This window comes from Microbispora sp. NPDC049633 (genome assembly GCF_040675265.1).
GTDB lineage: Bacteria > Actinomycetota > Actinomycetes > Streptosporangiales > Streptosporangiaceae > Microbispora > Microbispora maris.
Genome location: NZ_JBFAOO010000109.1, coordinates 1 through 24,775, shown reverse-complemented (window position 1 = coordinate 24,775; position 24,775 = coordinate 1). Strand labels below are relative to the sequence as shown.

Sequence of the window (24,775 nt, the reverse complement as noted above, 5' to 3'; positions counted from 1 at the left end):
TGCCCCTCCCACGGGGCCACCAACCCGATGGGCCCCCCCGCGTGCCCCTATCACCCCCCCCCCCCGCGGGGGCCGCCCCGCGCGGCGAGGGCGTCACCTGCCGGTCACCTCCCCCCGCGTCACCTGCCGGTCACCTGCCCCGTGTCAACGCCGGGTCCGGTTCCCGCGGATCGGCGAGTGTGAGCCGGTGTTCGTGAGCGGCGGCGAGGATGAGGTAGGCGCTGGCGGTCCAGGTGTAGGCGCGGTCGCGCAGGCCCGCACCGCTGCGGGCGTCGAAGTTCTCCGCGAACCCGGACTTCTCGCACAGGACACGGAAGCGAGCACTGATCTCGTCCGCCAGGTCCGGGTATCCGGCGCGGCGCAGGCCGTCCTCGATGAGGATGGTCGAGGGCGCCCAGATCGGGCCGCGCCAGTAGCCGTCGTCCTGGTAGCCGGGTGAGCCGGGCAGCTCGGTGGCCAGCCCGAACTCGGTCAGGTGGGTCTCGATGCGGGCGGCCAGCGCCGTCCGGACGGGCTCCGGCAGCTCCTCCCCCAAGACGATCGGCATCAGGTCGAGCAGGCTCGAACTGGACCACGTGCGTCCGGTGTGGGCGCTGCGCGCCACGAACCGGTCGCCGTCCCACAGCTCGGCCAGCAGCGCCTCGCGCATGCGGTCGGCTTCCCGTCTCCAGCCGGCGGCCGCGTCCGTGCGGCCGAGCTCGGCGGCGAGGCGGGCGAGCTCCCGCATCTGCAGGACGAGGAAGGCCGCCAGATCCGCGGTCTCGACGACGCGCTCCGGGTCGAAGGTGGTGGCGTTGTCCCAGCCGCTGTCGTTGCCGTGCTGATAGTGGGCGAACTCGTGACCGGGAACGCGCCGCCGGGTCAGCCAGAAGGAGGTCCACCGCTCCAGCAGCCGGTACGCCTCGTCGGCCTCGCCGTCCTCCAGCGGGCGCAGCCGCGCCAGGGCCCAGCCGTGGATGGGCGGCTTGACGAAGTTGTACAGGACCTCCGAGTGCGTGACCGAGTCGGGCAGCGCGCCGGCGGCGTCCTGGTGGTCGAACACCAGCCGGAACTGGTCCCGGGCGAGCTCCGGCAGCCCATCGGCGAGGGCGATGGCGTTGAAGCAGTGGTCCCAGCTCCAGACCTTGTCCATCCAGTGCTTGGACATCAGCACCGCGGGGCGGGTGACGAAGCCGGCCGGACGGACCGTGGCCGACCACAGGACGTAGGCGGCCAGCTCCGCACCGGGCGTCCGGTCGCTGCGCCAGGGCGCCACCGCGTCCCGGAACGATTCGAAATCGGCCCGCGCGGCCGTGCGCACCTGTTCGAATCCGGTCTCGCTCCGGTAGGGGGCCCGGGCCGTCTCGTACTCTTCGACGGCGATCTCCCACGGCTCGTCGCCGCGGAGCAGGACGCCGCGCACGGTGGTGCCGAGCGCCTGCTCGCCCCAGGACCCGGCATTCCCGGTGAGAAGGGTGACGCGGTAACGGCGGCCGGTCTGGTACACCGTGAAGACCCACGACCCGTCGCCGGGATCGGCGTAGAAGTAGGGGCCGCTGAACGGCGTCAGGACCGGATCGGCCGCCACCAGTTGAAGTCCCAGGCCCTCGCCTCGCACCCGTACGGTGTCCGGGGTCTCGTAGGCGAGGTCGATCCGCCCGTCGTCGCGGGTCCAGGTGAGCGCGTGCGGGGTCGCGGACAGGGTGGTCTCGGCGCGGGCTCCGCCGGTGGTGGGGATCAACCGCAGGATCGGATGCATGCCGGTCTGGTGCGACACCAGATGGACGTCGGGGGCGTAGGTGTTCTCCGCGATCACCGGGGAGAAGCCGAACCACGATCCGCGGAAGCTGAACGGGATCTCCCTGGGGGAGAAAACCGGGCCTGCGGCGACGGTCATGAAAGAAGGGTCCCTTCTGGCTAGTGCTTAACCGCGCCCGAGGTGACACCCGCGGCGACGTAACGCTGGGCGATGACGAGCAGCACGGCGGCGGGGATGGAGGCGATCACGGCGGTGGCCATGATGGCGTTCCACTGCTGGTTGTTGTTGCCGATGTAGTGGTAGATGCCGAGTGTGATGGGCTGGTGGGCGCCGCCCTGGTCGAGGGTGGAGGCGAAGACGAAGTCCGACCACGCCCACAGGAACGCGAACAGCGACACCGTGATGACCGAGTTGCGGCTGACCGGCAGGACCACCGACCAGAAGGTCCGCAGGGCCCCGGCTCCGTCGACCCGGGCCGCCTGCAGCAACTCCTCGGGGATGCCGGACATGAACGCCGTGAAGATCAGCACCGCGAACGGCACCGCCAGCGTGGAGTCCGCCACGATCAGCCCGGGGATCGTGTTGAGCACGCCCACGTTGAGGAAGACGGCGTAGAACCCCATCGCCATGATGATCCCCGGGATCATCTGCGCGATCAGCAGCAGGAAGCTCAGCAGCCCGCCGCCTTTCGGGCGCAGCTTCCCCAGCGCGTAGCCGGCCGGCGTCGCGACCAGCAGCGTCAGGGCCACCGTGCCCAGCCCCACGATCACGCTGACCCCCAGATAGGGCAGCTGCTGGTCGAGCACCGACCGGTAGCCGTCCAGCGTGCCGTGCACGGGGAGCAGGGAGGGCGGGCTTTTGCGCATGTCCTGTTCGCGGGTGAAGGACACGTTGACCATCCAGTAGACCGGGAAGAGCATCACTCCGGTCAGCACCAGCCCGGCCGCGGTCCTCCACCGGCCGCGCGTGGCGCTCATGACGCCCTGCCGCCCGGCCGCCCGCGTGCGGGGGGCGCGCCGTGCCTGCCGGGTCCGCCCGCTCACGCGAGGGCCTGCCTTCGCTGCAGGCGGATGTGAATCAGCCCGAAGACCAGGGCCGCCACGATCAGCAGGTTGCCGACGGCCGCGCCGCGGCCGAACTCCGGCAGCAGGTTGCCGAACCCCAGCCGGTACGACCAGGTGGCGAACGTGGTGGAGGACCCGCTCGGCCCGCCCCTGGTCATGATCCAGATGATGTCGAACACCTTCAGCGTGTAGACCAGCCCGAGCAGCAGCGTGATCGCCGAGACCGGCCGCAGCAGCGGGAACGTCACGTACCAGAACCGCCGCCAGCCGGTCGCGCCGTCCAGCTCGGCGGCCTCGTACACGGCGGGATCGATCGCCTGCAGGCCCGAGTAGAGAACGACCAGGTTGAAGGGGATGCCGATCCAGATATTGGCGATGATCACCGACCACAGCGACCAGTCCGGCGAGGTCAGCCAGTGGACGGGCTCGACACCGAGGACGGCGAGCGCCGCGTTGACGACGCCGGACTCGCTGTTGAGCATCCACGACCACGTCGAGGACGACACGATCAGCGGCAGCAGCCACGGCACCAGGAACAGGGCCCGCAACGTGGCCGACAGCGGGAAGTTCCTGACGAAGAACACGGCCAGGGCGAGCCCGATGCCGAACTGGAAGAGCAGGGACACAAGCGTGAACACCACCGTGTGCCACAACGCCGGCCCGAACGTCGGGTCGCCGAGGACCTCGGCGTAGTTGGCCACTCCGGTGAAGGGCGCGTCGCCCCGGACGAACGAACGCACGGTGTAGTCGCGCAGGCTCAGCTCGACGTTGCGGTACAGCGGATAGGCGTAGAACACCAGCAGGTAGACGACGACCGGGGCCAGGAAGGCCCAGGCCGCCCACTGACCGGCCGCGGCACGGCGGAGCGACGCCCGCCTGCCGCCGGAGCGCGGCCGGGCCCGATCGGGCCCCCCTTCCGCCGCCGGCGGCGGCGCGACCGATGCGTGTGTCGCGTGATCCAATGCTGTCCCCTCGTCCGGCGGGCGTCCGGCGCCGGATACGGCATCCGGAACGCCGTCGCCCCCCGGACCTGTCCCCCGCCGCACGCGCCGCTGCTACTGTGTGGCGCTCGCGGCCGCGGCCTGCGCGTCGGTCATCGCCTGCTGCGGACTCTTCGACCCGCTCAGCGCCGCCTGCACCGCGCCCCACATCGGCTCGGAGATCTTCGGATACTTGGTGCCGAGATCGTCGCTGGTGCGGCCCTTGGCGGCCTTGACCGCCTCCACCCAGACCGCCAGGCCCGGGTTCTCGGCGACCTGCTTGGCCTGCACCTGCTCCGTCGGCGCGACGTACGACAGGGCGGTGGTCGTGGTCAGGGAGTTGCCGGTGTCGGTCAGGCAGGTCACCAGCGTGCGCGAGGTGGCGTAGCGCCCGGTGTCCTGCTGCACGGGGATGCCGACGAACTCGCCGCCGGTCGGCGCGGGAGCCGTCCCGCCGTCCTTGGCGGGGATCGGGATGATGCCGTAGGCGAAGCCGGCCTTCTCGGCGGCGGCCAGCTGCCAGGTCCCGTTCTCCGCGAAGGCGAAGTCGCCGGAGGCGAACTCCTGCCAGCTCGTGGTCTGCGTGTTGTTGATGACCGAGTTGGGGGCGTACCCCTTCTTCAGCCAGTCGGTCCACAACGCCACCGCCGAGACGCCCTCGGGCGAGTCCAGCTTGGTGAGATTCGCGCCGGACCCCCAGAACCAGGGCAGGAACTGGAAGCTGCCCTCCTCGGTGCCGATCGCCGAGAACGTGATGCCCTTCTTGCCGGCCGCCTTGACCTTCTCCAGCGCGGCGGTGAGCGAGGCCCAGTCCCGCACCGAGGCGATGTCCACCCCGGCCTTCTTGAGCACGTCCTTGTTGTAGTAAAGGGCCAGCGTGTTGGCCCCGATCGGCACGCCGTACGTCTTGCCGCCGATCTGTCCCGCCGCGAGCAGGTTCGGCGCGACGGCCGAGGTGTCGAGACTGCTGTCCTCCGTCGTCGTCAGCACCCCCGCCTCGGCCAGCGTGGAGACCACCGGGTTGTCGACGACGAGCACGTCCGGCGCGTTGCCCTGCTGCGCGGCCAGCAGCGTCTTGTTCGTCAGGTCGGTGGTGTCGTAGGCGGTGCGCTCGACCGTGACCCCCGCCTGGGTGCCGCACCGGGTGAGCAGTTTCACCCACTCGGAGTCCTTGTCGTGCTGCGGGTAGGGGTCCCAGATCGTGTAGGTCCCGCCGGCGGCGGCCCCGCTCGCCCCCGTCGTGGCCGCACCGCCGGACGACCCGCCGGACGACCCGCCGGATGACGAGGAGCACGCGAGGAGACCGCCCGCGGCCGCCAGCGCCACCAGACCCAGACCGGCCGCCCGCCGGCCGGTTGCCGCTGATCCCATGATCTGACCTCCGCTGCGTTCCGCGGCTGGTAGTACTATCGAATCGGTTCGCATGAACATAGGCCCGCTCATCGCGTACGTCAATGGGGTCCTGCGGATACGGCGGGGTTCGTCGGCTCTATCGATTCGACCTACGATGGTGGAGCCGGGGACGAGCGGTTGAGGAGCGGGATGAACATCGGGGAGATCGCCAAGCGGTCGGGCGTGTCACGCAGCACCGTCTCCTACGCTCTGAGTGGCAAGCGCCCGGTGTCGGAGAACACCCGGCGGCGCATCCAGGCGGTCATCGACGAGCTGGGCTACCGTCCCAACGCCACCGCCAAGGCGCTCAAGGAGGGCAGGACCCGCACGATCGGCCTGGTCATCCCCCCGGCCAGCCAGCGCCTCACCGAGATGCAGCTCGGTTTCGTCGCCAGCGTCGTGGACGCCGCCGCGCGCGCCGACCTCGACGTCCTGCTGTCGCCTTCGGGGGGCGAGCACGATCGCTCATTCGAGCGGGTGGTCGGCGGCAGGCGCGTCGACGGCGTGATCCTCATGGAGATCCGGCTGGAGGACGACCGGGTCACCCGGCTGCGGCAGACCGGGCTGCCGTTCGTCGGCATCGGCCGCACCAGCCGTCCCGACGAGATGTCCTGGGTGGACATCGACTACGAGACGCTGATCTCCCAATGTGTGCACCACCTGGCCGACCTCGGTCATCGTCGCATCGCCCTGGTCAACCGCTCCACCGAGCTGATGGCCGCCGGATACGGCCCGGCCCACCGGGCTCAGGCCGGTTTCAGCCGGGCCGTGGCGGAACGCGGTCTGGAGGGCGTGCAGACGTGCTGCGCCGACGACGCCCGCGCCGGCGTGTCCTGCGTCGGGCGGCTTCTCGCCGACCACCCCGATCTCACCGCCATCGCGACCATCAACGAGACCGCCATGCCCGGCATGTACCGCGCGATCGAGCGCGCGGGCCTGACCGTGCCGCGTGACTTCTCCATCGCCGGTGTCGCGGGCCGGCACTGGGCCGAGAACCTGCATCCGCCGCTCACCGCCGCCGACGTGCCCGCCGACGAGCTCGGCGCCCAGGCCGTCGACCTGCTCATCCGGCAGATCGCCGACCCCGCCGCAGCTCATCGCGGGGCCCTCGTGGCCCCGCCCATCTCCCTGCGCGGGACGACCGGGCCCGCACGCCCGCGCTGACCGGGGATCGACGAGGTGACGCCCGGCGCCGCGCCGATCGGGGCGGCGCCGGGCGTCATGTCACACCGTCATGTCACATCTGCCATGCCACATAGGTGCCTGACGGAGCCTCGTGAGCTCTCTCGGGATGAGCGGGTGATCTCATACCCGGGTCCACTTCTGGTTGTTCTGGCCGTTACATGTATAGATCTGCGCCCTCGTGCCGTTGGCGGTGCCGCTGACATCCAGGCACTTGTTCGCCCCGACGGCGGTGATGCTGCCGTCGGAGTTGAAGCGCCACTTCTGGTTGTTCTGGCCGTTGCAGTCCCAGATGATCACCGCGCTGCCGTTGGCCGTGCCGCCGCCGTTGACGTCGAGGCACTTGTTGCCGTAGACCCGCAGCTCACTGGCGCTGGTGGAGGTCCACTTCTGGTTGTTCTGGCCGTTGCAGTCCCAGATCAGCACCGTCGCGCCGTTGGTCTGGGAGGCGCCGTTGACGTCCAGGCACCGGCCCGACGCCACACCCCGCAGCGCGGTCGTGCTCGTCGTGGGCGGGGTCGGCGACGCGGACGGCGAGGGGGACGGGGAGGGCGAGGGGGACTGCGACGGGCCGCTCAGTTCCTTGATGCGGATGTTCCGGTAGGCCACCACGTTGCCGGACCCGTGGTTCTGGATGCCGATGTATCCCTGCTGCAGGGATCGCGCCGGGTTTGTATTGGTGAAGTCGTTGATCTTGCTGCCGTTCAGGAAGACCTGCAGCCGCTCGCCCTCGACGAGCAGTTCGTAGGTGTTCCACTGACCCGGCGGGTTCAGCGCCGCGTCACGTGCGGCGAGGTCGGCCGACTTGACGCCGTAGATCGCCCCGGTCGTCTTGTCCGCGGTGTCGGTGGCGTCGATCTGGACCTCGTACCCCGTGTCGAGGGCCGTCTGGGGGTCGCTGGTGGCCGGGAACCCGACGACCACGCCGGAGTTGGAGTCGCCGGTCATCCGCCAGTCGAGTTTGAGAGAGTAGGAGCCGAACTCCTTGGCGTTGTACCACAGCATGCCCATGCCGCCCTGGGAGGTCAGCGTGGCGTCGCTGTTGGTGAACGAGCCGGGCCCGGCCTGCGTCCAGCCGGAGGTCGACCCGTTGTACAGGGTCGTGTAGCCGGTCTCCGGACGGCAGTCGGCGTTCGTGGCCTTGGCCGCGTAACGGATGCCGCCGAGCAGCAGGGTGCGGAAGTTGGAATCGGAGTACGACTCCTGGGTGTGTCCGAGGCCGGTGTAGAACGACCGGCCGGATGCCTGCGGGTGGCACCAGGTGATCGGGTGGTCGCCCATGTTCCCGCCGCTGTAGCTGCTCTCGTTCAGGCTCTGCAGCACGTGCACGTTGGCGCGCGGGTTGGTGCGGTAGTTGTACCACTCGTCGGTGCGCGTCCAGGTCTGCCCGAGGTGGGCGGTGGCGCCGTGCGCGCGGTCCTCCTGCTTGAGGGTGGCCTGCTGGATCGCCGGGTGGTCTTTGAACCAGGCGCCCATCAGCTGACCGTAGTAGGGCCAGTCGTACTCGGTGTCGGACGCCGAGTGCACGCCCACGTAACCGCCTCCGCCGTCCACGTACGACTGGAAGGCGGTCTGCTGGGTGGCGTTCAGCACGTCGCCGGTGGTGCTGAGGAACACCACGGCCTTGTACTGCGCGAGGTTGCCCGACGTGAACGCGTTCGCGTCCTCCGTGGCGTCCACGGCGAAGTCGTTGGCGGCGCCGAGTTCGCGGATGGCCTGGATGCCGGCGGGAATGGAGTCGTGCCGGAACGCGGCCGTCTTGGAGAACACCAGCACCTTGAAGGCGGCGGCCTGGGCGTGCGTGGCGGGGACCACCATCGCGGCGGCGGCGGTGGTGAACGCCACCGCGGTAGCCGACAGGCGTCGCAGCACCGATGTCTTCCGGTCGCTCCCCGCGCCGCGCCCGGGGGCGGCGGGGGTCAGATGTCGCAGCATGGATGTCCTTTCGTCGCGGTGCCCGGCGCGGTCCCCGTCTCGTCGTCGAGGGCGGGGCCGTGCCGGGCGTCGCATCAGGTGGTCGGTCGGATGGTGGGGAGTGGTCTGCGGGACGGCGTCAGACGCGTGTCCACTTCTGGTTGTTGCCGCCGGTGCACGACCAGATCTGCACCTTGGTGCCGTTGGCCGTGCCGCTGCTCGCCACGTCCAGGCACTTGTTGGCCCCGACCGCGGTGATCGTGCCGTCGGAGTTGAAGCGCCACTTCTGGTTGTTCTGGCCGTTGCAGTCCCAGATGATCACCGCGGTGCCGTCCGCCGTGCCTCCGCCGTTGACGTCGAGGCACTTGTTGCCGTAGACCCGCAGCTCACTGGCGCTGGTGGAGGTCCACTTCTGGTTGTTCTGGCCGTTGCAGTCCCAGATCAGCACCGTCGCGCCGTTGGTCTGGGAGGCGCCGTTGACGTCCAGGCATCGGTTCGACGGCACGCCCTTGATCGAGGTCGTGCTCCCCGCGGGAGGAGTGGGCGAGGCCGACGGCGACGGAGACGGAGAGCTGGAGGTGCCGGTGTCGAGGGTGAAGGCGTCCAGGTCGAACAGGTATCCCTGCCCGGTCGCCCCGCGGAACACCAGATACAGCGTGGTCGTCCCCGCCGGCGCTCCGCTGAGGTTCGCCGAGACGTCGGTGAAGGTCTCCCAGCCGCCGGTGGCCGCGACGGTCACCGTGCCCAGCAGCGTGCCGGTCGCCGAGCCCGCCCGCACCTCCAGCCGGCCGCCCACGCCGCCGGACGACACTCGCGCGGTGATGCGCGTGGCGTTGGCGAGGTTGTAGGGGGTGAAGGAGATCCAGTCGCCGTCGTCGCTGTAGCCGACGGTCTTGCCACCCTCGGCGGTGGTGTGGTCGGCCGTCTGCAGGCCCTGCTGCGCGCCGAAGTGCTCGGCCTGGCGGTGCCGCGGCTGCAGCGTCCGGACGACGGTGGTGGTCAGGCCGCCCTTGTCGGTGTAGGACGCCTGCAGCACCCCGTAGATGTTGGCCGCCGAGTCGTGCTCACCGTCGACCGGCACCGCGATCGACCCCGAACACCCCGACTTGGAGGTGATCTGGTGGGCGTGGCTGTCGTGCCCCAGGAAGTAGGTGACCGTCACCGCCGAGCAGTCGATCGTCCCGTCCTCCGGGTCGGACACGTTGACCTGGAAGGGCACCGTGTCGCCGAAGGAGAACAACTGCCCCTCCACCGGCGAGGTGAACGCCACCGACGGCGCGGTGTTGCCCACGTTCACGGTCACACTCGCCGTGCCGGTCAGCCCCTGCGGGTCACGGACGGTGAGCGTCGCGGTGTAGGTGCCGTTGGTGGTGTAGGTCTTGGCCGGGTTGGCCGACGTGGAGGTGGTCCCGTCGCCGAAGTTCCACGAGTACGACAGTGTGCCGCCCTCGGGGTCGGAGCTGCCCGCGGAGGAGAAGTTCACCGTCAGCGGCGCCGCGCCGGAGGTCTTGTCCGCGCTGGCTTTGGCGATCGGGTTGCGGTTGGCCTTGCCGATGTACTCGACCCGGTACAGCGCCTGGTTGTTGGACCCGGTGCCGTAGTCCAGGACGTACAACGCCCCGTCGGGGCCGAAGGCCATGTCCATCACCTGCGTCCCCGACCAGGGGAACGCGCTGATCTCGCCGTACCCGCCGTCGGAGCGGACCTCGATCGCCTTGATCCACTTGCGGCCGTACTCCCCGGCGAAGAACCGCCCGTCCAGCGTCTGGGGGAACTTCACCGCAGAGTTCAGGTTCGGGTCGTACCGGTAGACCGGCCCGCCCATCGGCGACTCGGACCCCCCGCCGAACTCCGGCGGCGAACCCGCGTCCCCTCCGTACCGGATCCAGGCCGGCCTGGCCGCCGGCAACGTGGTCAGCCCGGTGTTACGGAAGGAGTTGTTGGTCGGCCCGCCCGAGCAGTTGTACTTGGGGCCGGTGCTGTTGGTGGCGAAGTTCCACTCGTTGTAGGTCTCGTTCGTGCTGTTGGACCCGGTGCAGTACGGCCACCCGTAGTTCCCGGCGCTGGTGATCCGGTTGAACTCCACCTGCCCCTGCGGCCCGCGGTTGGAGTTGGACGACCCCGCGTCCGGCCCGTAGTCGCCCAGGTAGACCACCCCGGTGGCCTTGTCCACACTCATCCGGAACGGGTTGCGCAACCCCATCGCGTAGATCTCCGGCCGGGTCTTGGCCGTGCCCGGCGCGAACAGGTTCCCGCTCGGGATCGTGTACGACCCGTCCGGCTGCGGCTTGATCCGCAGCAGCTTGCCCCGCAGGTCGTTGGTGTTGGCCGCGGTGCGCTGCACGTCGTACTGCGGATTGCGGTCCGTGCGCTCGTCCAGCGGCGAATACCCCGCCGACTCGAACGGGTTGCTGTCGTCGCCCGTGGTCAGGTAGAGGTTCCCGGCCGCGTCGAAGTCGATGTCACCGCCCACGTGGCAGCACATGCCCCGGTCGTTCGGCACCTCCAGCACGACCTTCTCACTGCTCAAATCCAGCGTGTCGTCGGACTTGAGCGTGAACCGGGACAGGTTCAAATGCCCCTTCCACTGGTCGAACTGCGACTGCGACCCACTGGAGGGGGCGTCCCCGTTCGGGGTGCTCAGCCGCGGCGAGTAGTACAGCCAGACGTAGCGGTTGGTCGCGAAGTTCGGGTCGACCGCGACCCCCTGCAACCCCTCCTCGTCATGGGTGTAGACGTTCAGCTTGGCGGCGACCTTCGTGGTGCCGTTGACGTCGGTGATCCGCAGCGTGCCGTCACGGGCGGTGTGCAGCACCGATCGGTTCGGCAACACCGCCAGCGACATCGCCTCACCCAGTTCCCCGCCACCGGTCGCCAGCGCGATCTGCTGGTAGTCGGAGGCCGGGATCGTCAACGCGTTCGCCGCCGGCACATTCAGCGCCATCGGCACAGGAGCCAGCAGCGCCAGCGTGGCCAGCATCACCGGCCACGGACGTCGGGACATAAGAGAGATTCCTTCCTGACATGAGATGCAGTCGGGCAAAGACGCGCGCCGCCGCGCTGTTGCCGGTGGACGAGGTTCGGGGAGGGGTGCCGCCTCCGGTTCGGTTGGTGGTCAGACGCGGGTCCACTTCTGGTTGGCGCCGCCGGTGCAGGACCAGATCTGGACCCTGGTGCCGTTGGCGGTGCCGTTCCCGGACACGTCGAGACACTTGTTCGCCCCGACCGCGGTGATGCTGCCGTCGGAGTTGAAGCGCCACTTCTGGTTGTTCTGGCCGTTGCAGTCCCAGATGATCACCGCGCTGCCGTCGGCGGTGCCGCCGCCGTTGACGTCCAGGCACTTGTTGCCGTAGACCCGCAGCTCACTGGCGCTGGTGGAGGTCCACTTCTGGTTGTTCTGGCCGTTGCAGTCCCAGATCAGCACCGTCGCGCCGTTGCTCTGCGAGGCGCCGTTCACGTCCAGGCAACGACCCGACCCCACGCCCCTGAGCGCGCTCGTGCCTCCTGCGGGCGGAGTGCCCGTCGGGGTCGAGGTGGGCGTCGAGGTGGGTGTGGAGGTCGGGGTCGAGGTCGGACTGGCCGTCGGACCGCCGCCGGGCGGGTCGAGCGGGCAGCTGGCCATGTACTTGGAGATGCCGTTCGCGTTGGTCAGCGACGGGCACAGGAACGGCGCATAGCGGGTGTCCCTGTCGACGAACAGCTTCAGCCAGATCATCATGGTGCGCGCGAAGGCGCCCGAGTTGCCGCCGCCGCCACCGGCGGGGAAGCCGTGGCCCTCGTTCGCGATCTCGACGTACGCGCGCTCGACGCTGCCGGGAATCGTGTTGTACGCGTTCTGGGCGTACTGCGGGGTCACCGTTCCGTCGGTCTGGCCGGCGAAGACGATCGTCGGGCTCTTGATGCCCGACAGGCTGCCGTCGGGCACATACGGCGCCTGCCCGACCGCGGTCAGCAGCGAGGGCCGCTGGTTGGCCGCGAGGATGGCCCCGCCGCCGCCCATCGAGTGGCCGCCCACCGCCAGCCGGTTGCGGTCGACCCGGTCCCGTACGGAACTGCTGTTGACCAGGTAGTCCAGCGCGGCGAGCAACTGCGCGGCCCGGGCGTCGGCGTAGTCGTTGAGGGTGTTGGTCTCGATCCCGATCACGACGAACCCGAACGAGGCGAGCCTCGGGCCCTGCCAGGCGTAGTAGCTCCAGGCGGTGCCGAAGCCGGGGGCGATCGCGATCGCGCCGAAGGTGCCCTGGCTGGTGTCGGTCGGGTAGTAGATGACCCCGCCGCCGAATCCGTTGCCCCTGGGAACGGTCACCTGGGCGGTGGCGAAGGGACCGCGGTCCGCGGCGATGCTCGCCGCGGTGGGCGCGGGCCCCCGCTGGTAGGGGTTGTCGGCGGCGGACGCGGCGGACGGCCATCCCGCCGCGCCGGCCATCGCCAGGAGAACGGCCACGATCCCGGCGAGGACGGCGGCTCCGAAGCGCCGCGGTCCGATGTCGTACTCGGGGAGCGCCCTGCGGGAGGCCGGCTCCGGGACTTGCGGTGAGGACACTACTGCTCCTGCGGGATGGGGGACTCGCGTTCGAGGGGTGCGGCCGAGGCGGCCGGCGCGGACGAGAGCGGCTCTACAGGTGCCCGGAACCGGAAGGGCGCGGCGTGCCGCCGGATCCGCCGATCCGGCGGCGGCCGCACCGTGCTCCGCCGGGGCGAGGGGTCGCCCCGGCGCAGCCTTGTGTCAGATGCGGGTCCACTTCTGGTTGTTCTGGCCGGTGCACGACCAGATCTGCACCTTGGTGCCGTTGGCGGTGCCGTTCCCGGACACGTCCAGGCACTTGTTCGCCCCGACCGCGGTGATCGTGCCGTCGGAGTTCAGCCGCCACTTCTGGTTGTTCTGGCCGTTGCAGTCCCAGATGAGCACGCTGGTGCCGTCGGCCGTGCCCGCGCCGTTCACGTCCAGGCACTTGTTGCCGTACACCCGCAACTCGCCCGCGCTGGTGGAGGTCCACTTCTGGTTGTTCTGGCCGTTGCAGTCCCAGATCAGCACCGTCGCGCCGTTGCTCTGCGACGCGCCGTTCACGTCCAGGCAACGACCCGACCCCACGCCCCTGAGCGCGCTCGTGCCGCCCGTGCCGCCGGTGGGAGAGGCGGTCGGTGACGGCGACGGCGACGACGTGCCGCCGCTCTGGGGCCCGGCGGCCGCCATCACGGCCTGCGCGCCGGACGGCCAGTTGTTGTTGGAGACGACGACGTTGTTGTTGACGACGTTGCCGCGGTCGCCGTTCGTGATGTTGGTGCTGCTGTTGGTCGACCAGTTGCCGGTGACGGTGAAGTTGCCCATGTTCTCACCGCCCCAGTAGTTGGCCGTGGCCCAGGTGCCGGTGTTCGACAGGACGTTGTTCCTGACGGTGTAGTACTTCGAGCCCTCGTCGAAGTAGACGCCGAACCAGCCGTTGGTCCGCAGGCAGTAGTTGTCGCTGATCACGGCGCCGGGGTTCCAGGACAGCGTGTAGATGCACCCGCCGTCCGTCATCTGCTGCATGACGTCGTGCACGTAGTTGCCGACGAGCTTGTTGCCGGACGCGGTGGTGGCGGTGGTGTACCGCGGCTGGTAGTTGTACAGCCCGCGGTTGGTGTAGCTGTTGTTGCCGCCGGGCTCGTTGGCGCCCCAGCCGTAGCCGATCGACATGCCGGTGTACGGCAGGTTGTAGACCTCGTTGTGCGAGACGTTCGATGTGGTGACGTAGGTGGTCAGGACCGAGACGATGCCCCGGTAGTCCAGGCCGAGGTCGTGGATCCGGTTGTTGCTGACCGTGATGTTCCGGTTGACCATCCGCTGGTCGCTGGGGTGGTGCGCGTCGGCGCCCACCCCGCCGGCCACGACGCCGCCGGCCGAGTTGCGGGCGATCTCGGACCGGGTGACCGTGATGTCGCTCGCGCCCAGGCCCACACCGCTGGCGTGCGCGTTGGCGTCGTTGCCGATGCCGATGGCCGTCTGGCCCAGGTTGACGAACTGCGAGTCGGTGAACGTGATGTTGTTGGCGGCGGAGACCTGGACCGCGGCGGGCATCTGGTACCAGTTCGGCCGCGTGGACTCGAACGCCTGGCAGCCCTCCTGGCAGGAGGTCAGCCGGTCGCCGGGCCAGTTGTAGTTGCCCGCGATGTAGGCGCCGGTCTGCTGGTCCACGAAGCCCTGGTTGCTGCTGGGGCCGAGCCACGTCGTGCCGGTGAACGTGATGCCGCTGAAGGTGATGTGGTGCGCGGGCGAGTCGTAGGTGCCCCCGACGTCGACCAGCGACTGCAGCACCGGCAGCTCGACGGCGACGTTGTTGATGTTCTGCCCCGACGCCGGGATGTAGTACAGGACGCCGGTCCCGGGGTTGATGTACCACTCACCCGGGGAGTCCAGGAACTCGTACGCGTTCTCCAGGTACAGCGCGCCCGCCCGGTGCGGCTGGCTGAAGGTGTCGTACCCGAAGGTGTTGTTGTTCCAGCCGGGCTGCTGCATCGTGATGAAGTTGCCGCTGATGCTCTGCACCGTCACGTACCGGTCGGTGAACGAGCCCACGCTCTCCATCTCGACCCGGTTCTGGTTGGCGAGATTGTTCAGGTAGCTCAGCGCGCTGCTGCCGAACCTCATCCCGGTGGTGGTCGCGGTGAAGTCGTTCCGGTTCACCTGGGTGCGGGCGCGCGTGGCGAGGGCGCCGTTGACGTACAGCTGCCGGGTGTCGATCCCCGTGCCGACGTTGGCGCGCCAGATGTTCTTCCCGGAGTCGGCCAGCGACCACCCGGTGACCGCCCGGGCTCCGCTGATCACCGGGCGGGCGCCCTGCGCGGCCTGCCACTTGACGGTGTAGCCATTGTTGCCGGAGTCGGCGGCGGTGAACCTCAGCGGGGAGGTCTGCCGGTACACGCCGTCGGCGAGCTCGACGACGATGTCACCGGACATGGCGCTGTTCTGCGACCGCACCGCCGTCTGTGCCGCCGGCAGCGAGCAGGGCTGGGCGGAGGTGCAGGCGGTGCCGGTGCCGGAGGGAGACGCGTAAAGGGTCGTGGTGGCCGCGAGGGCCGGGGTGGCCGGGGCGACGAGGGCGAACGCCGCGGCCAGCGCCGCGGCGACGATGCCGGCGAGGACCGGTCTCGGCGCCGTGACGGGTGGAGGTGACTGCACGGTGGTTCCTTTGGGGGGTAGGGGGGTGGTCAGGTCACGCCCTCCTCAGGCAGGTCGCTCCCTCCCGAGGTGGAGACCGTCGCCGAACGGTGAGGGGTACGACGGCGGCCGGCTGCCTCACCGGCGGCACCACGAGGGGACGCCTGGTGAAGCGGGGCTGTGGACGTCGACGTGGCCGGCCGGGGTTCGGAGGGCCGCGCAGCGCCTCCACACCCCGCCCATGTGATCCAGCCGCGGAGATTCCGGAACGAGCTCTCCCACCGGGATCTCGCTACCAATTACGATCGGAGCGCTGATGCCCGTCAAGACCTTAAGCCCACTTATTTCACCCTGCGCACATCGGCGCCCGGGCCACAGTTATCCTTTTCACCTCGTTCACCTGTGGTTACGTCCGCCGGCGTATTCGCCGGTGCCGACCATCCCAAATGAATCGTTCATATGTGTCGTACTGATCGGACGTACGTGCCCCACGGAAAGACAACTCCGATCAGTCATACTCTGCAGGGAACGGCGAGGAGGGAGCACGGTGACCGACACCCCCCGTGAGAGCGGATACCGGCCGGGCTACGAGGTGGCCGCGGAGCAGGTGCTTGAGTTGATCGTCCGGCTGGGCCTGCGTCCGGGGGACCGCATGCCGACCGAGAACGACCTGGCCCGGGAGCTGGGCACCAGCCGCACCGTCGTCCGCGAGGCGGTGAAGATACTCTCCGCGCTCGGACGGGTGCGCGCCCAGAAGGGGCGCGGCCTCTACGTGGCCGACGACGAGGGGATGCTCGGCACCGGGCGCCGGGCGGCCTTCTTCCTCCCGACCGACCTGGACCACGTCTACATGCTGTTCGAGTTCCGCCGGACGCAGGAGATGGAGACCAGCCGGCTGGCCGCCCGGCGCGCCACCCCTGCCGAGCTGCGGGCCATCGAGGAGGCGGCCGGCATGTGCCGGCACGGCTTCGAGACCGGACGCGAGGACCTGTTCAACGAGGGCGACGACACCTTCCACACCGCCATCGCCACCGCCTCCCACAACATGTTCCTTCAGATCGCGGTGCGGGAGGCGCGGCGCCTGCAGGCCCAGTCGAGCCTCATCGGGCTGCGAGGCTCGGTGGGCGGGCACGCCGCCAAGGCCGTCGAGGAGCACGACGCCATCTCGCAGGCCATCCGCGCCGGCGACCCGGAAGCGGCCGCCCAGGCCGCCGCCACGCACATCGACAACACTCTCGACGACTACCGCAGGGAGATCCAGCAGCGCCTCTTCTCCTCCGACCGGTGACGGCCGGGCCGCGAGGCACCAGAACCGGTTCGGACGGCAGCGGCGCGGCCGGGACGTGAACCGCGCGCCGGGCGGATGAAAGTTTCATCGAGCACGCCGACCGTAAACGCAGGGCGTCCGGACCGGAGAGGCTTCCGGCAGGCATCCGATGACACAGAGCCTTGACAGGAACTCCGCCCGTCGTATGTGCTTCACCGAGCACCGCCGTCTTCCCCGTCTCCAGTGGGCTCGCTTGCTATCGAATCGATTCGCCCTTCCTGTGGTGACCGGCTTCGAGCGACTTCTCTGCCGTTCACGCCGGTCCTGAAGAGCGGTCGGCCGCGCCCCTCCCCTGCGCGCCCCTTCCCGAGCGAACCCGTCCCATGACGCTTCACCCCAAGGAGTACGACAATGCGACCTCCATCCGTTTCCCCGGGCCGCGCGACGCGTGGGCGGCGCTCCCGGGCGGCCGTCGTCGTGTCCGTCGTCGCGGCGCCGGCGACCCTCCTGGCCACCGCCCTGACATGGTCGTCGCCTGCCGCCGCGGCGACCACGCCGCTGGTCGGCGTGGGGTCGGGTCGGTGCCTGGACGTCAACGGCGCGTCGCAGGCCAACGGCGCGCAGGTGAACATCTGGGACTGCAACGGGCAGGCCAACCAGCAGTGGACCACGACCAGCGCCGGTGAGCTGCGCGTGTACGGCAACAAGTGCCTGGACGTCTACGGTGGCGGCAGCGCGGATGGCACCGCGGTCATCATCTGGGACTGCAACGGCCAGAACAACCAGAAGTGGCGCCTGAACTCCGACGGCAGCATCACCGCGGTCGGCGCGAACAAGTGCCTGGACGTGTCCAACTACGGCACGGCCAACGGCAGCAAGGTGCACATCTGGACCTGCCACGGCGGCACCAACCAGCAGTGGACCACCGGGACCCAGCCCAGCCAGTCACCGACCTCGTCACCGACCTCGTCACCGAGCCCGCCGCCGCCCGGCGCGCGCGCGTGCGACATCTACGCCTCGGGCGGCACGCCGTGTGTGGCCGCGCACAGCACGACGCGGGCGCTCTACGGCTCCTACACCGGCAACCTGTACCAGGTCAGGCGCTCGTCCGACAACACGACCCGGAACATCGCCGTCCTGACCGCGGGCGGCGTCGCCAACGCGGCGGCGCAGGACTCCTTCTGCGCCGGCACCACATGTGTCATCACGGTCGTGTACGACCAGTCCGGGCGGGGCAACGACCTGTGGTACCAGGGCTCCAGCGTGGTCCCCGGCTCCCCCCAGAGCAGGCCCGCCACCGCGACCACCGAGTCGCTCACCGTCGGCGGCAACAAGGCCTACTCCCTCTACATCAACCCCGGCAACAGCTACTGGCGGGACGGGCACCTGACCGGCGTGCCCACGGGCAGCGCGCCCGAGGGCATGTACATGGTGACCAGCGGCACCCACGTCAACAGCGGCTGCTGCTTCGACTACGGCAACAGCGAGACCACCCGCAAGGCCGACGCCGCCGGAGCCATGGACGCCATCAACTTCAGCAAGCAGTGCTGGTTCGGCGGCTGCTCCGGAAGCGGCCCCTGGGTCCAGGCCGACCTCGAATGGGGCCTCTACCCCGGCGGCAGCCAATCCTGGAACCCCAACCAGCGCGCCTTCACCAGCAAGTTCGTCACCGCCACGCTGAAGAACAACGGCACGACCCGGTTCGCCATCAAGGGCAGCAACGCGCAGTCCGGCGGTCTGTACACCCTGTACGACGGCCCGCTCCCCAACGGCTACAGCCCGATGAAGAAGCAGGGGGCCATCATCCTGGGAAGCGGCGGCGACTGCTGCAAGCCCGACGGCGGCGCCAACCTCAGCGCGGGCACCTTCTACGAAGGCGCCATGGTCGCGGGCTATCCCTCCGACGCCACCGAGAACGCCGTCCAGGCGGAGATCGTGGCCGCCGGCTACCGCTGACCCGCTCCCGGGACAGGAGCCTCACCGAACCCGGACGCCGGCCACTCGGGTGGAAGTAGGACAGTCCCGGAACACGGCCGATGACCAAGGGCCGGCCGCCACCGCGGCCGGCCCCCGGTCATGGTCCGGGCTCGGATGTGCCCGGATCAGCTCACGCCGAAGTCGGCGAAGCCGAACTGACCCGTCACGCCCGCGGCGTGGGACGTGGCGATCAGTCCCGCGTCCTGCCTGTCGGCGATGCCGGGCAGGGTCGCGGTCGGGCCGACCTTGGTCCAGGCGGTGCCGTTGGTGGAGTAGTAGCCGCTCACCTGGTCGCCGGAGCGGACGAGGCGGACCCAGGCGGGCGCCCTGATTCCCGAGACCCCGCTGAACGAGTCGAGGTAGCCGTTGCCGTCGGAGTCCCACTGGAAGGCGACCCCGTTGCCCGGCGTGACAACCATGACGGCGTACCCGGGCGACGAGCCCGTGCCGGTGACGTCGTTGCGGAGCACGACCCCCGCCTTGGCCCAGGCGTTGGTGTTGTCCATCTGGGTGACCCGCGCGGTCACGGTCGACGTGCTCCCGGCCGCGTCGTCCCGGTAGACGACGCCGTACTCGTCGAAGGACCCGGCGGCGTCCTGCCAGATGTCGGTTCCCTCGGTGAGGATGGCGTACTCGGATCCGGCCTCCGCGAACCGGCTCGGCACCGAGCCGTGGGCCTTCAGGGAGGTCAGCGGGTTGATCGCGGTCAGGGTCAGCGATCTGTCCACCGTGTAGCCGGTCTTGCCGGCGCTGAAGCTCACCGACGCCTTGACCGCCGCGCGGCTGACCGGTGTCGTGAACGAGCCGGGTGCGGTGATCTTCCACATCTCGGTGGCCGAGGCGCCGGCGGCCAGCCCGCGCTTCACCGGCTTGCCGACGCGTTCGGCCTGCCAGCCCTCGGGAACGGTGATCGAGACGGCCAGGCCGGCGGCCCGGCCGTCACTCACGTTCGCGATCGTGGCGGTGACGGTGGCCGAACCACCGGCGCTCACACCGGCCGGGTCGGCCGTCAGAGAGACACCGAGCGGGGGGCGCTGCGGGTCGGGTTCACCGCGGTACTTCCCGGTGGGACCCGCCTCGTAGACGATCCGGGCGGCCTCGGCGGGAATGTTGCCGGCGCTGATGGTCACGTTGTCCCTGACGACGTTCCCGCGCTGGCCGTTCACCAGGCCGGTGATCGCGGGGTTGGTGGAGAAGTTGCCGATCAGCGTGAGGTCACCGGTGTGGTTGCCGTTCTGGTTGTTGGCGTGCGCCCACTGCGCGGCGGTGCCGACGAACACGTTGTGGCTCGCGCTCAGATACCGGGAACCCTCGTCGAAGTACAGACCGAGCTGTCCGCTGCTCTCGCAGTAGTTCTCGTCGATCGTGCTGCGGGGTATCGCCGACAGCGTGTAGATGCAGCCGGCGTCGAACATGGTCTGCACGACCTTGCGCACGTGGTTGCCCACCACGCGGACGTCGCTGAGAGTCGTCGGCGTGTCGTAGAGCGGCTGGAAGTCGTACAGCCCGCGGTTGATGTACTCCGGGCTGCCGCCCGGGTCGTTGGCACCCCAGCCGTAACCGATGCCGATGCCGGTGTACGGCATGTCGGAGACGTAGTTGTGCTCGATGGCCAGCCGGGTGACGTAGCTGGCGAAGATCCCGTCCTGGTCCAGGTATTCGAGGGCGGTCGCGTAGACGCGGTTGTCACGCAGCAGGATGTCGCTGTTGACCATGCGGGGATCGGACGGGTGGTGCGCGTCCGGGCGTATGCCGCCGACCACGATGCCGCCTCCGGCGCTCGCGGTGAACGTGCTCCCCAGGACCGACACCCTGTGCGCGCCGAGTCCCACGCCGGTGGCGTGGGCGTTGGCGTCGTTGCCGATGCCGAGCCCGACGGAACCGAGGTTCACGAAGGTACTGTCCACGAAGGCGATGTCCTCCGCGGCCGACACCTGCACCGCCGCGGCCGCCTGCGCCCAGTTGTTACGGGTCGCCTCGAATCCCTTGCAGCCGGAGGAGCACGAGGTGAACGCGTCCGGCGGCCGATGGGGCTGGACGCCGCTTATGAAGGCGCCGGTCTGCTGGTTCGCGTAGCCGTCGGAGGTGCCGGGGTGCAGCCAGGTGGTGCCGGTGAAGGTCAGGCCCTCGAACCGGAGGTTGCGGGCCGGTTCGTCGTAGGTGCCGCCGACCTGGACCAGCGACTCCAGCCGGGGCAGCTCGGCCCGCACCTGCGAGATGTCCTGCCCGGGGAGCGGTTTGTAGTACAGCGTTCCAGCGGTGGTATCCAGATACCACTCGCCGGGCTCATCCAGGAATTTCCTGGAATTGAGCAGGAAGAACTTCGGCGTCCGGAACGGAGCCTGGATGGCGTCGTACCCGTAGGTGTTGTTGTCCCAGGCCGGCTGCTGCATGACGACGGTGGAACCGGAGATGCTCTCCACCGGCGCGAACCGGTTGGTGAACGAGAGCATCGCCTGGAAGTCGATGCGCTTCTGGTCGGGAAGCGTGGCCAGATAGGCGAGATCCGGGTTCCTGATGGTGAAGCCGGTGGGAGTCAGGGTGATGTCGGACCGTGCCACGCTGATCCGTGCGCGCTGCGCGGGTTTCCCGTCCACGTAAAGCTGGCGGGTGTCGAACCCGGTGCCGACATGGGCCTTGTAGACACCGGTGGCGGCGTCGTCGACCTCCCAGCCGGTGACGGGCGTGGCACCGCTCAGCACGGGCGTGGCCCCGCGCGCGGCCGTCCAGGTGACGGTGTGCCCGTTCCGGCCGGAGTCGGCGGCGTCGAAACGCAGCGGCGAGGTCAGCCTGTAGGTCCCGTCCAGGAGTTCGACCGTGACGTCGCGCTTCCCCTCGGCCGCCGCGACACGGGCCCGTCGTTGTGCCTCCCCGAGGGTGGCCAGCGGCCGGCCCCTGTTGCCCGGGCCGTTGTCGTCGGCGTTCTTGGCTCCGGCGGGCGCCACCACGATTCTGTCGGCGGCCCCGGCCGCTTCCGCCCGGGCGGCGCCCGGGCCGGCGAACATTCCGGCGGTGATGAGTACGGCGGCGGACGCCGCGGCCGTCGTTCTTCCTTGTGGTCGTCTTCGCGGCACAGGTGACGGACGCATGTTTCTTCCTTTCTTCCGGCACTGCGTGCGCGGGGACGGTCAGCGCCGGACGGTGTGAGACACCTCGTCGTTCGGCCGCGTGCGAGGGGTGAGCTGGTGTGGCTGTGCGGGGTGACCGTGGTCGGCCACGGAAAGCAGCCGTCGCCCGGCCTGCTCCGGCCGGACGCCGGGGCCCTTCGCGGCGCTGGTGTCCGGACGGCCGGCGGCCCCCTTCATCGCGTGCTCGTCGATCGTGATGCCCAGCCCCGGCGAGTCACCGAGGATGAACGCGCCGTCCTCGACGTACAGATCGAGTGACACGCCGATCGGCGGATGCAGGTCCTGCAACTCGCTGGCCATGTGGTTGGGCACCGACGTCGCGGCGTGCAGCAGCCCGACCGGCGTGTTGCCGATCGGGCTGACCGGCAGGTCGTGGGCGTGCGCCAGGGCGGCCACCCGGAGGAAGTGGGACACCCCCCAGACGGCGGCCGTCTGGACGATGTCGACCGCCCCCGCGGCCAGCAGCGGGCGGAACTGCTCGAGCCCGGTGAGGTTCTCCCCCGTGGCGACGGAGGCGCGGACGCCACGGCCGACGGCGGCCAGCCCTTCGGCGTCCCACCGCCGGACCGGCTCTTCGATCCAGGTGAGATCCAGGGTGCGCTCGAGCTCGCAGACGTGCCGGACCGCCTGCTTGCGCGTCCAGGCCTCGTTCACGTCGAGCATCAGACCCGGCCGCGAACCGTGCCCTGCATCGGTCAGGACATCCCGCACCAGGGTCAGGCGGTGCCGGTCGCGCTCGATGTCGAGGCCACCCTTGATCTTGGCGGCGCGCAGGCCGTGCTGGGCGTAGACCTGGTAGGCCGAGACGAGTTCGTCGTCGGTCAGGCCGATGTCCAGGCCCGAGGCGTAGGCGGGAACCCGCCTGTCGCGTCCGCCCAGCAGACGCCAGAGCGGCTCGCCGGCCGCCTGCGCCTTGATGTCCCACAGGGCGGTGTCGAGTGCGCCGATCGTGCCGAACACGGCGCCCGCGTGCCCCGCCTTGAAGGTCTGCCGCAGCATCCGGTCGTAGAGCGCGGTGACACTGCGCGGATCCTCACCCTCGATGGCGGCGAACACCGCGTCGATGTTCACGTGCGGCCCGAGGCCGACGCCGGTGATCCCCTCGTCGGTGTCCACCAAGACGATCGGCACCGAGACGACCCCGTCGGCGAAGACGCCGTTGGCGTCTCCGACGGGACGGCCCCATTCCGAGACCGTCGTCGTGGTCCGATACCCCGTGATCCTCATGTCAGCCCTTCGTGGAACCTGCGGTGACGCCGTCGGCGATCCGCCGCTGCAGAAACAGATAGATCATCAGTACGGGTACCGCGGCGATCAGGACTCCCGAGGCGAAGGTGGGGATGTCGTCCGAGTACTGCCCGCGCAGCGAGTTGACCCCGATCATGAGGGTGCGATGCTCCGGCGACGGCATCATCAGCAGGGAGATGAGCACGTCGTTCCAGCAGAACAGGGTGTTGAGGATGCCTACGGACAGCAGCGCGGGAACGCCCAGCGGGAGCATGATCCGCCGGTACACCCCGTACACCGTGTTCCCGTCGATCCTGGCCGCGTCGACGATCTCCGCCGGGATGGTCCTGTAGTGGCTCGTCATCAGGAAGACGGTGAACGGGAGGAACTGCGCGACGTAGGCCAGGATCAGTCCCGGATAGGTGTCGACGAGCCCGCTGTCCGCCATGACCCTGGTCAGCGGCACCATGATCACCTGGAAGGGGACGAACAGCCCCGCGAGACAGCCCAGGAAGATGACGGTCGAGCCGCGGAACCGCAGCCGGCTCAGCGCGAAACCGGCCATCGACCCCAGCAGCAGCAGAAGAAGCACCGACAGGGTCACCACGACGAACGAGTTGGCGAAGTACCGCGCCATCCCGGCGCCGGCCCACGCCTCGGCGATGTTGTCCAAGCGCGGGGAGGCCGCCGGGGAGAACCGGTCGAGGACGTAGTCGCGGCGGGTCTTCATCGCGACGTTGGCGGTGAACACGAGAGGATAGATCGTCGCCAGTGCGAGAGCGGCCATCGGAACGGCGGCCGCCCACCTGACCAGGCGCATGCCGGGCATCAGTCCTGCCTTCCCGCGCGGCGGAGCAGGCTGATCTGCAGGAGCCCCACCACGAGCATGACGACGAAGAGAACCGTCGACGCGGCCGAGGCGAGCGCCGGCCGGTTCATCTGCCCCTGCTCGTGCCAGATGTAGTACTCCGGCAGGTAGGTCGACCCCTCCGGGCCCCCGCTGGTCATGACGAAGAGCAGGCCGAACATGGACGTCAGCATCCCGATCATCGTGGTCACGAAGACGAACTGGATGGTGCGCGTCAGGCTCGGGATGATCACGTGCCAGATGACGCGGCCGAGCGACGCGCCGTCCACCCGGGCGGCGTCCAGCAGCGAGGCGTCCAGGGTGCTGAACCCGGCGAGGAACACCACCAGGGCCATCCCGAACGTCGCCCATACGTGGACGGCGACGACGGTGAACATCGCGACGTCCGGATCCCCGAGCCAGTCGACCGGACCGGCGCCGATCGCCCCGAGAGCGGCGTTCACCGGGCCGTCGTAGCCCAGCATGAGGTTGAAGATCGCGCCGACGATCACCGGCGAGAGCACGGCCGGGAAGAAGTAGACGCTGCGGTAGACCCGATGGCCCGGCACGCGCAGATAGATGAAGGTCGCGAGCAGGCCCGGAATCGCCACCGCCACGGGAAGCAGCAGCACCAGCAGCCCGACGTTGCTCAGCGCGGTGCGGAACAACGGGTCGGCGGCCAGCTCCAGGTAGTTGCCCAGGCCGACGGGGGTCCCGTTGAGCTCGCCGTCACCGGTGAAGGAGAAGTTGACGCCCAGGACGAGCGGCCACAGCCGCAGCACCACGATGATCAGTACGGCCGGGGCCACCAGGACGTAGGGCGCGAGGCGCTCGGCGAGCGCCCCGCGTGTGGGCGTACGGGCGTTCCCGCGCCGCCCGCGCCGCTCCGTCGTCGCCGCGCCGGGCCGGGCGGAGCCGGCC

General features: G+C 69.7%; 15 protein-coding genes. 3 read left to right on the top strand and 12 right to left on the bottom strand.

The features are described from left to right. Positions 1-130: 130 nt before the first annotated feature. The 4 genes from AB0J39_RS25185 to AB0J39_RS25170 form a co-directional block, all read right to left on the bottom strand. The gene (locus tag AB0J39_RS25185; RefSeq protein WP_363468772.1) at positions 131-1,876 is read right to left on the bottom strand and encodes a trehalase family glycosidase; all 1,746 of its coding nucleotides are present in this window, start codon (positions 1,874-1,876) and stop codon (positions 131-133) included. 20 nt (positions 1,877-1,896) lie between these two features. After that, positions 1,897-2,715: a carbohydrate ABC transporter permease gene (locus AB0J39_RS25180; RefSeq protein WP_363468770.1), complete on the bottom strand. Its 819-nt coding sequence runs from the start codon at positions 2,713-2,715 to the stop codon at positions 1,897-1,899. A 62-nt stretch (positions 2,716-2,777) separates the two neighbouring features. Next, positions 2,778-3,764, bottom strand: a complete 987-nt coding sequence (locus tag AB0J39_RS25175) for a sugar ABC transporter permease (protein WP_363468768.1) — start codon at positions 3,762-3,764, stop codon at positions 2,778-2,780. Positions 3,765-3,857: 93 nt separating this feature from the next. Continuing rightward, positions 3,858-5,153, bottom strand: coding sequence for an extracellular solute-binding protein (locus AB0J39_RS25170; protein ID WP_363468767.1), 1,296 nt, complete (start codon positions 5,151-5,153; stop codon positions 3,858-3,860). A gap of 171 nt (positions 5,154-5,324) precedes the next feature. On the opposite strand from AB0J39_RS25170, the gene AB0J39_RS25165 reads away from it, so the two are divergent. Beyond that, positions 5,325-6,338 (top strand): LacI family DNA-binding transcriptional regulator, encoded by a 1,014-nt coding sequence (locus AB0J39_RS25165; RefSeq protein WP_363468765.1) that lies wholly within the window; start codon positions 5,325-5,327, stop codon positions 6,336-6,338. Between the two features lie 141 nt (positions 6,339-6,479). On the opposite strand, the gene AB0J39_RS25160 is transcribed toward AB0J39_RS25165, so the two are convergent. From AB0J39_RS25160 to AB0J39_RS25145, 4 genes are all read right to left on the bottom strand, one after another. Further along, on the bottom strand, positions 6,480-8,291 hold the full coding sequence (locus AB0J39_RS25160) for a ThuA domain-containing protein (protein ID WP_363468763.1): 1,812 nt from the start codon (positions 8,289-8,291) through the stop codon (positions 6,480-6,482). Positions 8,292-8,409: 118 nt separating this feature from the next. After that, complete coding sequence (locus tag AB0J39_RS25155; protein WP_363468761.1) at positions 8,410-11,274, bottom strand: lectin; 2,865 nt, start codon at positions 11,272-11,274, stop codon at positions 8,410-8,412. A 111-nt stretch (positions 11,275-11,385) separates the two neighbouring features. Then, positions 11,386-12,813, bottom strand: a complete 1,428-nt coding sequence (locus AB0J39_RS25150; RefSeq protein ID WP_363468759.1) for an RICIN domain-containing protein — start codon at positions 12,811-12,813, stop codon at positions 11,386-11,388. Positions 12,814-12,996: 183 nt separating this feature from the next. After that, complete coding sequence (locus AB0J39_RS25145; protein ID WP_363468758.1) at positions 12,997-15,429, bottom strand: RICIN domain-containing protein; 2,433 nt, start codon at positions 15,427-15,429, stop codon at positions 12,997-12,999. A gap of 526 nt (positions 15,430-15,955) precedes the next feature. Between AB0J39_RS25145 and AB0J39_RS25140 the strand changes: the two genes are divergently transcribed. Together AB0J39_RS25140 and AB0J39_RS25135 are read left to right on the top strand one after the other, a co-directional pair. Next, entirely contained in the window at positions 15,956-16,696 is a 741-nt protein-coding gene (locus AB0J39_RS25140) for a FadR/GntR family transcriptional regulator (protein ID WP_169985068.1), read from the top strand. A gap of 390 nt (positions 16,697-17,086) precedes the next feature. Continuing rightward, positions 17,087-18,631, top strand: a complete 1,545-nt coding sequence (locus tag AB0J39_RS25135) for an arabinofuranosidase catalytic domain-containing protein (RefSeq protein ID WP_363468756.1) — start codon at positions 17,087-17,089, stop codon at positions 18,629-18,631. Positions 18,632-18,777: 146 nt separating this feature from the next. Here AB0J39_RS25135 and AB0J39_RS25130 read toward each other — a convergent pair whose 3' ends face one another. From AB0J39_RS25130 to AB0J39_RS25115, 4 genes are all read right to left on the bottom strand, one after another. Continuing rightward, positions 18,778-21,741 carry an NEW3 domain-containing protein gene (locus AB0J39_RS25130; RefSeq protein ID WP_363468754.1) on the bottom strand — a complete coding sequence of 988 codons (2,964 nt, stop codon included), beginning with the start codon at positions 21,739-21,741 and terminating at the stop codon, positions 18,778-18,780. Positions 21,742-21,780: 39 nt separating this feature from the next. Continuing rightward, positions 21,781-23,007, bottom strand: a complete 1,227-nt coding sequence (locus tag AB0J39_RS25125) for a mandelate racemase/muconate lactonizing enzyme family protein (protein ID WP_363468752.1) — start codon at positions 23,005-23,007, stop codon at positions 21,781-21,783. Between the two features lies 1 nt (position 23,008). Beyond that, complete coding sequence (locus tag AB0J39_RS25120) at positions 23,009-23,836, bottom strand: carbohydrate ABC transporter permease (RefSeq protein ID WP_363468750.1); 828 nt, start codon at positions 23,834-23,836, stop codon at positions 23,009-23,011. Beyond that, on the bottom strand, positions 23,836-24,775 hold a 940-nt coding region (locus AB0J39_RS25115), incomplete at its 5' end, for a sugar ABC transporter permease (protein WP_363468748.1). The genes AB0J39_RS25120 and AB0J39_RS25115, both read right to left, overlap by 1 nt.